This window comes from Niallia sp. WK069_GA_01, assembly GCF_983173855.1.
This window is the reverse complement of the sequence record NZ_OZ470138.1, coordinates 2,746,102-2,758,102: the sequence shown is the minus strand read 5'-3', so window position 1 is coordinate 2,758,102 and position 12,001 is coordinate 2,746,102. Positions and strand designations below refer to the sequence as shown.

The 12,001-nt window shown below is 34.3% G+C and carries 13 protein-coding genes and 2 pseudogenes; 12 read left to right on the top strand and 3 right to left on the bottom strand.

Features of this window, described 5'->3' with window-relative positions; all coding sequences use genetic code 11:
• Positions 1-79 precede the first annotated feature (79 nt).
• Positions 80-838, top strand: coding sequence for a 3D domain-containing protein (locus AC5LWL_RS13190; RefSeq protein ID WP_493434725.1), 759 nt, complete (start codon positions 80-82; stop codon positions 836-838).
• Between the two features lie 317 nt (positions 839-1,155).
• Here the strand turns inward: AC5LWL_RS13190 and AC5LWL_RS13185 are convergent, their stop codons facing one another.
• From AC5LWL_RS13185 to AC5LWL_RS13175, 3 genes are all read right to left on the bottom strand, one after another.
• Positions 1,156-1,893 (bottom strand): hypothetical protein, encoded by a 738-nt coding sequence (locus tag AC5LWL_RS13185; protein WP_493434724.1) that lies wholly within the window; start codon positions 1,891-1,893, stop codon positions 1,156-1,158.
• A gap of 74 nt (positions 1,894-1,967) precedes the next feature.
• Positions 1,968-2,870 (bottom strand): aldo/keto reductase, encoded by a 903-nt coding sequence (locus tag AC5LWL_RS13180; RefSeq protein ID WP_493434723.1) that lies wholly within the window; start codon positions 2,868-2,870, stop codon positions 1,968-1,970.
• A 414-nt stretch (positions 2,871-3,284) separates the two neighbouring features.
• Entirely contained in the window at positions 3,285-3,521 is a 237-nt protein-coding gene (locus AC5LWL_RS13175; RefSeq protein WP_493434722.1) for a helix-turn-helix transcriptional regulator, read from the bottom strand.
• A gap of 388 nt (positions 3,522-3,909) precedes the next feature.
• On the opposite strand from AC5LWL_RS13175, the gene AC5LWL_RS13170 reads away from it, so the two are divergent.
• The 11 genes and pseudogenes from AC5LWL_RS13170 to AC5LWL_RS13120 form a co-directional block, all read left to right on the top strand.
• The gene (locus AC5LWL_RS13170) at positions 3,910-4,482 is read left to right on the top strand and encodes a glycerol-3-phosphate acyltransferase (RefSeq protein WP_493434721.1); all 573 of its coding nucleotides are present in this window, start codon (positions 3,910-3,912) and stop codon (positions 4,480-4,482) included.
• An 81-nt stretch (positions 4,483-4,563) separates the two neighbouring features.
• Positions 4,564-6,177, top strand: a complete 1,614-nt coding sequence (locus AC5LWL_RS13165) for an aminotransferase class V-fold PLP-dependent enzyme (RefSeq protein ID WP_493434720.1) — start codon at positions 4,564-4,566, stop codon at positions 6,175-6,177.
• Between the two features lie 519 nt (positions 6,178-6,696).
• Entirely contained in the window at positions 6,697-7,647 is a 951-nt protein-coding gene (locus AC5LWL_RS13160) for an XdhC family protein (protein WP_493436609.1), read from the top strand.
• Positions 7,644-8,138 carry an NTP transferase domain-containing protein gene (locus tag AC5LWL_RS13155; protein WP_493434719.1) on the top strand — a complete coding sequence of 165 codons (495 nt, stop codon included), beginning with the start codon at positions 7,644-7,646 and terminating at the stop codon, positions 8,136-8,138. Before AC5LWL_RS13160 ends, AC5LWL_RS13155 begins: the two co-directional genes overlap by 4 nt.
• On the top strand, positions 8,138-8,260 hold the full coding sequence (locus AC5LWL_RS13150; protein WP_493434718.1) for a hypothetical protein: 123 nt from the start codon (positions 8,138-8,140) through the stop codon (positions 8,258-8,260). The genes AC5LWL_RS13155 and AC5LWL_RS13150 overlap by 1 nt, the downstream gene beginning before the upstream one ends.
• A 17-nt stretch (positions 8,261-8,277) precedes the next feature.
• A complete protein-coding gene (locus tag AC5LWL_RS13145; protein ID WP_493434717.1) occupies positions 8,278-8,604 on the top strand; it encodes an FAD binding domain-containing protein in 327 nt (108 codons plus the stop codon).
• Positions 8,586-8,930, top strand: a pseudogene (locus AC5LWL_RS13140) (molybdopterin cofactor-binding domain-containing protein); the annotation flags it as partial. The gene AC5LWL_RS13145 and the pseudogene AC5LWL_RS13140, both read left to right, overlap by 19 nt.
• 86 nt (positions 8,931-9,016) lie before the next feature.
• Positions 9,017-9,472 (top strand): (2Fe-2S)-binding protein, encoded by a 456-nt coding sequence (locus AC5LWL_RS13135; protein ID WP_493436608.1) that lies wholly within the window; start codon positions 9,017-9,019, stop codon positions 9,470-9,472.
• 37 nt (positions 9,473-9,509) lie between these two features.
• Entirely contained in the window at positions 9,510-10,010 is a 501-nt protein-coding gene (gene uraD / locus AC5LWL_RS13130; RefSeq protein WP_493434716.1) for a 2-oxo-4-hydroxy-4-carboxy-5-ureidoimidazoline decarboxylase, read from the top strand.
• Positions 10,011-10,072: 62 nt separating this feature from the next.
• Positions 10,073-10,438, top strand: a complete 366-nt coding sequence (gene uraH, locus AC5LWL_RS13125; RefSeq protein ID WP_493434715.1) for a hydroxyisourate hydrolase — start codon at positions 10,073-10,075, stop codon at positions 10,436-10,438.
• 36 nt (positions 10,439-10,474) lie between these two features.
• A pseudogene (locus AC5LWL_RS13120) lies at positions 10,475-11,791 on the top strand (allantoinase); the annotation flags it as partial.
• Positions 11,792-12,001 lie beyond the last annotated feature (210 nt).

Below are 12,001 nucleotides of genomic sequence, written 5' to 3'. Positions count from 1 at the left end.
TCTGTTCTTTTCACAGATGCTTTTCATGTTATGATTATACCCGTTAGCTTAGTTAAGCTAGTCAAGGAGGTATAATAATTTGAAAAAAATCTTATCATTTATCGCTTGTGCATCAATAGCAACTACTTTCGCTACAGAGGCACATGCAGAGAAAATTACAGTAAAAGATGGTGATACTCTTTGGAGTATTTCGAAAGACTATGGAGTATCGGTGGACGATATCAAAAGTTGGAATCAATTAGAAACGGACCATATTAAAGCTGCGGATACATTAGAAATTGAACAAGAAAAAACATATAAAGTAGTAGATGGTGATAGCTTATGGGCTATTGGGATAAAAAATAATATAACGATTGATCAGTTAAAAGAGTGGAATCATTTACAATCAGATACTATTCATGCTGGTGATATGTTGATTATTGCTAAAGGAAATAATAATAACGACGAAACAGAGAAAAAGAATACAGTACCACAAAAGGAATCGAAACAAGACATAAGTAATGCTAAAACCGAAAACGCGAAGCCAGCTGTTGCTGAACAAAGCGGTGGGCAGGAGTTAACAGTGACAGCCACTGCATATACAGCAAGCTGTGAAGGTTGTTCAGGTATTACTGCTACAGGAATTAACTTAAAGGATAATCCGAATGAGAAAGTTATTTCAGTCGACCCATCTGTTATTCCATTAGGTAAAAGAGTCTACGTTGAAGGCTATGGAACAGCTATTGCTGGAGACACAGGCGGTGCGATCAAAGGAAATAAAATTGACGTCTTTGTCCCAAGCCTTCAAGAAGCAAAAGACTGGGGAAGAAAATCCATAAAAATAAAAATCCTAGATTAATAGAAAAGCGGATGCGTCTTGCTAAGCCCCGAAGAAAAATGTTCTTTTGACTCAAAAAGTGTACTTTACTTTTAGAGACAAAAGGTTATCTTTCACAGGGGCAAGCCGCAGGCCGATTAAGTGCGCAAAGTCCTTTTGCAACATCGGCACTTGTACATCCTGTACGTCGAAGCTAGACAACAGAAAAGCGGATGCGTCTTGTTCGCATCCCTTAGGTCGGAGTTCGGCATCTCTCAAATTTAAACTACATTTTCATCTTATAAAAAACGCGCAAAGAAGATTTTCTCTTTGCGCGTTTTTTATTTAAGATGAAAAATTTATTGTTTTGGTTCCTTTTCTTTTTGCAGAAAAAAACGCTGAACCGGTTTAGAAATGGATTTGAAATTAGTTTCTAATTTATCTGTTAAAGAATGGAATCTCTCAAAAATAATACTTTTTAACATATCTAATTCTCTAGTGATTTTATTCATATTTGCTTCGTTTGCATCCATTTTTTCCACTAAGGTTTGATGGAATATTTCTTGGAGTTCCAATGTTTCTGCAACATGTTGATAATTTTTATCCGCTTTGTCTAATTTATCATTCATTTGATTGGATAGATTAGAAAAGTCTTGTATTTGTGATGTTAGAGATCTAACCGTTTGTTCTTGATAAGATACTTGATCAAGAATAGCTTGATTGATCGTTGCTTCTTTTGCTAATACTTTCGTATTTTCTGCCGCTAACACTTCTAGTGCCTCCAATTTGTTTTCGTAAGATTTAGAAGTTGATTGCTGATCAGCAATAGAAGTTAATAATTCATTCGAAATACTTTCTTGAGTAAGCAGCTTATGATTCATTTTCTCAAACTTTCCTTGCTGAACATGCTGATTTTTGTTAATCGTTTGCTGCATGGCAAGTATTAATTCTGTTAACTTATCATAAGCAATTTGCTGATTTTGCAAATGATCTTGTAAAAAGTTCTGATGATACATTTTTTGATTAGGAAAGTCTGTTTTTGATGTTTCAGGTGTATAAACAGGTGAAGCAAGTGGTGATTTCTTTTTGTCTGACATGACGCACCTCCTTTTTTCTTGTTATTCTATGTAATTAGAAGAAAAAAGGGGACTTTGTGGAAAGACAAGACGTATTAAGGAACATCATGGCCTAATGAACTTTGATATATTTCAAACCATTGATCTAGGGAAAGAGAATAATCCAAAGAATGTATGGCTCGTAGAATCCTTTCTATTTTTCCTGAGCCGATTATCGGCATAAACTTTCCTGGATGTTTTAATAGCCATGCGTAAAGTACGATATCAATCGATGGTGCTCCAATTTCTATTGCAATGTTTTCGAGTGCTGTACGTAATCGAATCGCTTTACTACTGGTGTCATTGAAAATTTTTCCTCCAGCAAGAGGGGACCAGATCATTGGATTTATGCGGTTTTTTAAGCAATTATCAATGGTTCCGTCTTCAAAGTTTTCAAGCTGATAAGCAGAAACTTCGATTTGATTGGTTATTAATGGTTCATCTAAATACGACTGCAGCATGTTAAATTGGTGTTCTTTAAAGTTAGAAACACCGAAATTACGGACTTTTCCTTGTTTCTTTACTTGATAAAATGCTTCAGCGACTTCCGCAGGGTCCATAAAAGGGTCGGGGCGATGAATTAAAAGAGCATCTATATACTCTGTTTGTAGACTAGATAAAGATTGATCAACAGATCGTATAATATGGTCTTTACTTGTATTATAGTGATGAGTTTTGTGGTTTGAACGATTCTTAGAAGGAAGGACAATGCCGCATTTTGTAACTATTTCTATTTTTTCGCGCAAGCTTGGTTTCAACTTCAAAGCATTTCCAAATAATGACTCGCAAGTATAGCCGCCATATATATCTGCATGATCAAAAGTTGTAATGCCATTTTCTATACAAAATTCGATCAATTCTAGCGTTTTCTCTTTGCTGTATTTCCAGTCAGCCAGACGCCAAAAACCATATATAAATCTTGAAAAACTTAAATCTTTTGTTAGTACTACTCTTTCCATTTCAATACCTCCATTTTTTATTAGAGGTTGATCAAAAAGTCTTTCTTGTAAAAAGGACACGTAGCAGTTCTTCGTTGGCTCATCATTTGCTTCTCCCTTGTTAACTAGAGGATCTTCAACGTTGCTTAACGTGAAGCTGCCTCGAACTTCTTTTGCCCTTTTATTCTCTTTTTGAACACACACTATTAATAGTATGACAAATATTTTCAAATTAGGGAATAGAAAATAGATAAGTAAGCAAAAGTATATATAATTTAGTAGTTTCCATTTTGTAATAGTAAATGAAGGAATGAAACCAGTACTAAAATAAAAAACATCCTTCATTTTAAAGGACGTTTACAGATAAATGATTTACTTGATGAAAAAAAGAAAAGATAAGTTCGATCCACTTGAAAGAAATTTTCCCCCGTTTTATTACATGAAAGGAGGAATCCCTTTGCTGAATTCCGAAATAATAGAAGTAATCGATTGAATATCCTGATCATCTAAATTAAAGGCAGTTTTTATTTTATTTTCTAAATTCTTACTAACATTTCTTTTTCCGACTTCTACTAATGCAATTAATGCAAAACTGCAATTAACTAGTTTTGCGAAATCTCTTTGCGTCATTTCGTAGTTTTTCCGAATATATTTAATAATGTCTTTGTCCATTTATTCACCTCTTCCATTGCATGAAAAAACAGATGATGACAGCTCTCCATCATCACCATTTAAGATAAAAATTGTAAATGGCTGCTAGTTCAAACTGATATAAGCCGAGAGAAACGGTATGTTCTTTGTGCAAATATAGGAGTAATCATCTTGCTTTTTTATAAGAATTGTATAAGTTCTATATACATCATAAGAAAAGATTAATAAATATTCAATAAAAAAATTTGTAATGAAAATAGCAAAAAAAGTGCAAATATTCATCTAATAAAGTATGGTAAAATTAAACACTTATTTACACTAAGATTAGGGAGATATATTTGTGTAAATTTATTCTTTTCGTGTATAATCAGTTTGTTGGCGAATAAGAAATAGATTATAAGGTGTGATAGTGATTATTTGGTATTATTTAATATCCTATTTTATTGGCAATATATTATTTGGATATATTGTTGGTAAAATAATGTCAGGAAAAGACATACGTTTAGTAGGAAGTAAAAATGTTGGTGCAAGGAATGCGGGAAGATTATTTGGGAAGAAAGCTTTTTTATTTACCTTTTTAGGGGATGCTGCAAAAGGAGTGATCGTTGTAGTCGTCGGAAAATATGCTGGATTTTCAAGTGAGATTTTACTAGCTGGGTTGTTTTTTGCATGTTTTGGTCATATAAAGCCGGTGCTATTCTGCTTTAAAGGAGGTAAAGGCATATCTACCTTTATTGGTGGTCTAATAGCAATACAACCTATTTTTATTATTTTCATAATAAGTGGATTTCTCCTTTTTTATCCACTATATAAAGGTTTTACTATTCCAGGTTTTATTGCATTATTTATTGTTTGTACTGCGCTTTCGTTTACGGAAGAAAATTGGCTATGCAGCGTAATTGGGATTGTCACATGGCTGATGATTTATTTTTCGCATCGTATTTCTTGGAGAAAATTTCTTTTCGAACAAAAGCCGCTTTAAGGGTTGGTACTATACATTTTTTCACAGAGTTTTATAAGAAAATAAGCTGAAATTTTTCTATTATATTAGGTGGTGAAAAGGTTGAATAAAAATCCAATATACCTATTTAAAAAAGCAACTTTACAACATGAAATTGATCAAATTCACCAATTGAATTATGAAACATTTGTTGAGGAAATCCCCCAGCATAAAAAAAACGAAGACAAATCATTGATAGATGCTTATCATAAGGAAAATACATATTTAATCGCATTAGTACATGATACGGTGGTCGGCATGGTTGCGATTAATAATAAAAGACCTTTTTCATTAGATAAAAAACTAGGGGATGTTTATCATTATTTACCAGTAAAACCAGTTAGTTTATGTGAAGTAAGGTTATTATCTGTAAAAAAAGAATACAGAAACACGAAGGTATTTGTTGGTTTAATGCAAGTTTTATTAAAATATTGTCTGGAAAACAAACATGATGTTGCCATAATAAGTGGAACATTAAGACAGTTAAAATTATATAAACATATGGGATTCACCGATTTTGCTCATTTAGTTGGCACAGAAGATGCTCCATACCAGCCAATGTATGCCATAATAGAAGAATTCAAACAAAAAAGCAGGTTGTTTACGAAGCAAGTTAATTTTCTTCCAGGACCTGTAGCGGTGAACTCGAATGTGATGGAAGCATTTGCTAGCGAAGTCATACCACATCGAGATCCAATTTTTTCTGACAAAATGAAAAGAGTGCAAGAACAGCTATGTCAACTAACATCTGCTAAATATGTTCAAGTCTTATTGGGATCTGGAACATTAGCCAATGATTGCGTAGCCGCCCAGCTCGCTTCAGCAAATGAAAAAGGACTTATTTTAAGCAACGGGGAATTTGGAGAAAGATTAATAGATAGAGCAGAACGATTTCAACTGTCTTTTAAAGCATTAAAAAAGAAATGGGGCCGAGCATTTACAGAGGAAGAGCTGCTGGATGCACTTACGGAGGATATTAAGTGGGTTTGGTTTGTACACTGTGAGACCTCCACAGGAATGATAAATTCGATTGAACAGTTAGCATACTGTTGTGAGAAAAATAAAGTTAAAATAATGGTTGATTGTATCAGTTCAATCGGAGCAATACCAGTTCATTTAAACAATGTTTACTTTGCTACAGGCGTTAGTGGAAAAGGAATTGGTGCAATAACAGGTTTGTCTTTTGTATTTCATCATCATGAGATAAAAAGCAGCAGGTGTATTCCTTCTTATCTTGATTTAGGAGAATATATGGCGAAAAACAGTGTGCCTTATTCTCATTCTTCCCATTTATTAGCTGCATTAGAAGAAAGTCTTAAAGAAGACTTTGTGAAAAGATATGAAAAAGTAAGAAGCATTTATTTAAGTGCTTATCATACATTAATGGAAGAAGGGTTTACGGTAATTACAGAAAGAGAAAAAGCGGCATTTCCTATTATTACGATTGAGATTGATGCTGATATAGAATCGGTGTTGCTTGGGGACATGATGAAAGATCAGGGGTATGGCATCCAATATGAAAGCAGCTATTTAGTAAAACGAAATTGGATTCAAATTGCTGCGATTGGATCTGCTACCGTAAATCAAACAGAACAAATGATTCACGTACTTTCTTGTATTTATAAGTATTTGAAACAGTATGCAAAAAATAAGCAAGAAGTGTTAGTGCAGAAATAAAAAGATACGTTTATTTCTTTGTAAAGGGGCAGTCACTGATGGTTGAACTGCCCCTATCTCATAAATGCAACCGCGTTTTTACTTCTGATGTTTCCGGAATTTGATGAAACTTCTTGTACCTTTGTTCTACTTCTATTCTTGTTGGACATCTTTAGAGTTGCAAACAATCGATTTTTTAGTGTATGTGTCGCTTTAAGACTGAACTTGGTACGTGCTCTTAACTATACATGGTTAAAATAATGTATAAATTAGCTAATCAATATGATATATATTAGTTAAAAAATACAATGACATTTTGTTCTATACGATATATGATGATTTAAATAACATTTTACGTGATGTTTTGTAACATAAGGAATGAACGCGAACAGTTTTTTGAATTTTCCGTTTTTAACGATAAATCAGGGGCAAATCTGTTGATTGGATCTAGAAACTAATGGGAGGTTAATAGATGTCTTCAGATGGTTATTCCGTTATTCAATCTATCGTAAATAGTCATGGGTCCAGTTATTTGCGACCATTATCCATGTAGAAGGTTCTGCTTATCGCAAAGAAGGCACGATGATGTTTTTTGCTGAAAATGGAGAAGAAACTGGGTTGTTAAGTGGTGGTTGTGTTGAACAGGATATTTTAGCTCGAATCGAAGCAAATCATATAACTGCCTGCCATTTAGTTTATGATCTGCGTTCAGAGGATGATTTCTCTTGGGGACAGGGAGTAGGCTGTGATGGAAGCGTACAAATAATAGTAGAGAATATTTCTACTTCAATAAAAAACGACTATACAAAACTGAAAGCTTTGCTTGATAAAAAGATTTCTGTTAATCACATAAAGATATTAGATGCTGATTTTCAGATGACTGCTTCTTTTTTTATAAGTGAAACAGGTGAAAAATTTGGAACGAATATTAATGAATCGATAAATTTTTCACTATATGACAATCATAAAATGGTACATAACAAGCAGCTTAATAGATATATTTACAAACAAGAATTTAAAGCACCTCCCCATTTGATTATTTATGGAGCTGGACCAGATGCCAAATCATTGACAATGTATGCAAAGGAAGCTGGTTTTTCTATTACATTAGCTGATTGGCGTCCTGGATTAAACAATGTCAAACAATTCCCGTATGTTAACCATATCATGATTGGCAATCCAATTGAGGCGATGAAACAAATACAGCCGACAGATGAAGATTATGTGCTTATTATGACTCATAATTTTATAAAAGATAAAGAATTATTACACTATTTATTGCCAAAAAAATTGAGATTTTTAGGTTTATTAGGTTCAAAAAAACGAGCAAGTCGGATTCTGGGAGGTTACCCCATACCAGAGTGGCTTCATTTTCCTGTTGGGTTACCTATAGAAGCGGAAGGACCTAATGAGATTGCAATCAGCATCGTTGCACAATTAATTCAGGAGAAAAATAAAGAGCGGTACAGCAAACAGGTAGGTAGTATATGATCGCCATTTATTTAGCTGCAGGAAAAAGCAGCAGAATGGGGGGAAAAAAGCTAGTATTGCCGATTTTTAATAAACCGCTTGGCAGCATCGCCTTAGAAAAGCTTTTGGCTTCTTCCATTAAATATATTCTGGTTATTGTAAATAAAGAAGACAACTTAAACTGGATAAATAAGTGGATGATGAAACAATTGCAACAAGGAAGAGGAGACATAATAGTCGGTATGGACGCTGAAAAAGGACTTAGCCATTCCCTTAGATGCGGTATTAAGAAAGCGATAGAAAGGAAAGAAGAAACGGTAATAATCTGTTTGGCAGATCAACCATTTATAACAGAAGATATGATTCATGTGCTGGAAACACAATCCAAATCAGCAAAAGATGATTATATTGCTAGCAGTCATAATGGCCATATAAAACCACCGATTGTTTTTACTGCCAAAACTTTTCAAGAACTATTAAAAATAAGTGGCGATTACGGGGCAAAAAAATAATGGCAAAAGGAATTTTACAAGGTAAAAAAATTGAATTTTCTGATGAAAGCTGTTTTGTCGATATAGATACACAAGAAATGTACAAAAAATATGTTCGTCTTCACACCAAAAAAGAAGGTTAGTGAAAGAGGTGGCTGCAATGGAATTTGATTCTTATCAAACCGTTGTTCATATTCCAAAAACGCTTGTGGAGGTAAAAAAAATATACCAAAAAGACAGCCTCCTTATTTCTGGTGGAACATTCGTACAGTTAAATTGGGAAGCAGGATTAAAACGACCAGCTCAGATGATCAGCATGGAAAAAATCACAGAACTTGCAGGGATTACAGAAACTTCAAATGCTAGTATTTCTTATCTTGAAATCGGTGCAGCTACAACTCTGGCAGAATGCTGTACAAACAGGCTCGTGCAAAAACATGCAAAATTGTTAGCAGATGCCTGCAGGGGGGATATCTCGGACAAATAGAGGGTGGTGCCAACATGGCTTTAGGTTTTGCTTTATTGGAGGATGCTGTGATGGAAAATGGACGCTATATGACAGAAAATCTCGATACCTATTTAGTTCCAACTATTTTAGATATCCCTAAAGAAACAAATGTGACAGCAGTTGAGACCCTTGTTGAGGAAGATGATTATGGTCCAAGAGGGGTTGGCGAAATAGGAACAGTCGCTGTTGCTCCGGCTATTATTGCAGCAATACACGATGCGACAGGATTGTGGATCAAGAAGCTTCCTGTTCATTCAGAAGAGCTTCTCCATATGATTTCCAGTCGCCTATTTGAAAAACAGTAATCGATCCGTTCATAGTAACCGTAAATATTGGTAGAATCTCCACTTATCTGAATGGAGAGAAAAAGGTGGAAGCAAAAAACAATGTCATGCAATACCTGCGTGTTAAAATCAATGGAATTCAAAGAGAATTGCAAATTCCGCCAACTTATAGACTAGTAGATATATTGCGGAATGACTTACAATTAACCGGAACAAAAATCTCTTGTGAAGTAGGCAGATGTGGAGCATGTTCGGTTATAATGAATGGAAAATTAGTGAACAGCTGCTTAATATTGGCATATCAGCTTGAAGGTGCAGAAATAGAAACAATTGAAAGTGTATCATCAAAAAATTTGCATCCAGTACAAGAAGCTTTTTTACAAGGCGGTGCGCTTCAATGTGGGTATTGTACACCTGGTATGATAATGGCTTTGAAATCATTAATGGACGAAAATAACAAGCCAAATCGTGAGGAAGTGCTACAAGCCTTATCAGGGAATCTATGTCGATGTACTGGATATGAAGGAATTCTTCGTGCAGTAGATATTTTAGAAGGAAAATAAAAAGAAACAGTTATTTTTTTAGAATGGAAGTGGACGAGTGTATACAGTAGAGGAAATTAACAAAATGGATCAAATGAATTTTATTCAGAAAATTGGCTGGGTTTATGAACATAGCCCATGGATTGCAAAAAAATCATGGGATTTCAAACCATTTACTAGTTTTAATGGGCTATATGAAACAATGGTACATGTTGTGAAAGATGCATCGAAAGAAGATCAACTCGATTTAATTCGAGCGCATCCCGATTTAGGAAGTCGTATAAAAATGACGGATTCCTCTGTTAAAGAACAAAAAGGTGCAGGCTTAGACGCGCTTTCAGGAGAAGAATATGAAAAATTCGCGAAATTAAATACCAAGTATTTAGAAAAATTCAGTTTTCCATTTATTTTAGCAGTAAAGGGACATACAAAGGATTCGATTTATAATGAAATGGAAAAAAGAATCCAACAAGATACAGAACAAGAATTTCAAACGGCTTTATCAGAAATTCATCAGATTGTCTTATATCGTTTACACGATTTAGTAGAAGAGGAATAAAACGATAAACGATTAAATTAAGTATGATTTTTAACTAAAAATAAATCGACGAGGAGTTTCAAATGAAAACAGGAATTACAACACATATTCTTGATTTAGCAAATGGAAAACCAGCAAGCAATATTAAAGTGGAGCTATGGAAATGGGTTCAGACAGAAGGAAAAGAAAGCAAAAAAGACTTTATTGCGAGCGGCAGAACAAATGACGACGGCAGAGTAGATTCGATTTTATTGGAAACAATTGCAACTGGAGAATATGAATTGCTTTTTTTTATAGAAGACTATTTTAAAGATAATTCAAAGAAGGGGGAGGAATCACCTTTTTTGCAAATTATTCCGATTCGATTTTTTGCAGCTAGTGAAGAAAAGCATTACCATATTCCACTGCTCATATCTCCTTGGGGTTATCAAACATACCGGGGAAGTTAATGTGTTAACAAAAATGAGCAGAAAAAAGAAAGGAGAAATACTATGGGGCAATATGATTTAGTAATACGGAATGGACTTGTTGTAAAAGAAAAGGAAGTAGTGAAAGCAGATATCGCAATTTTAAATGGGAAAATCAAAGAGATTGCATCACAACTTCCGGAAGATATTCATGCAGAACAAATAATTGATGCAACAGGATTGCATGTCTTTCCGGGATTAATTGATTCCCATGTTCATTTTAATGAACCAGGAAGAACAGAGTGGGAAGGATTTGAAACGGGAACGAAAAGTCTAGCAGCTGGCGGCGTTACACTATTTTTTGATATGCCATTAAACAGTCATCCACCGACAACGACAAAATATGCCTTTGACCTAAAGGATCGAATAGCGAAAGAAAAGTCATTAGTAGATTATCGTTTATGGGGGGGAGTAGTTCCTGGCAATACAGAACACTTAGAAGAACTTAAAGAAGCCGGTGTTATTGGATTTAAAGCATTTATGTCAGGAAGTGGCATTGAGGATTTTGAAGCATCAGATGATTCAACTTTATTTAAAGCGATGGAAAAAATTGCAGCATTAGATGGAATTTTAGCAGTTCATGCGGAAAGTGATATTATTACATCACAATTAGGGAAAATAAATAAGCAAGCAAAAAATTATAGTGGAAAAGCTTATGGTGACTCGAGACCGATTTATTCGGAGGTAGAGGCTGTACAACGAATTATTGCATATGCGGAAGCAACAAAATGCAAAGTACATATTGTACATATTACTAGTACGAAAGTGTTAGAACCCATTATCGCTGCTAAGAAAAAAGGAATAGACATATCCGTTGAAACTTGTCCTCATTATTTATCTTTAACAACGGATGATATAGATGCTTTAGGCGCTATTGCTAAATGTGCTCCTCCATTACGGGATTTACAAGAAATAGAAGCGTTGTGGACAGCGGTGAAAAACGGGGAAATAGATACGATTGGATCAGATCATTCCCCATCGCCTCCCGTTATGAAAGAAGGCAATTTATTAGAAGCATGGGGTGGCATTTCTGGTTGTCAGTCTATGTTGAATGTTTTGCTGGAAGAAGGCTATTGGAAAAGACAAGTATCTCTCCCACAATTAGCGAATGTAGTCTGCAAAAATCCTGCTAAAAGATTTGGTTTGGAACAACAAAAAGGCAGCATCGAATTACATAAAGATGCAGATTTTGTTTTGATTGATTTAGAAGAATCTTTTACATTAAAAAAAGAAGATTTATATTATCGTCATAAACAAAGTCCTTATATCGGAAGAACATTCAGAGGGAAAGTAAAACAAACATTCAAATCTGGTATAAAAGTATACGAAGACTAATTAAGGAAAAGAGCTAGAAAATAATTTCCGTTGAGGAGACTATTTTCTAGCTTTTTTTGTCTTTTATACTTTTCATATACAAAGGGTTTAAAAACGAATTATTTATATGTTTTTTAATTAAATGTTCGTAAATAAAACAAAAAAACCTTGATAAAAACATAGCTAGTACGTTATTATGCTCAATAAAGGAACAAATTCTAAAGGGGGAAG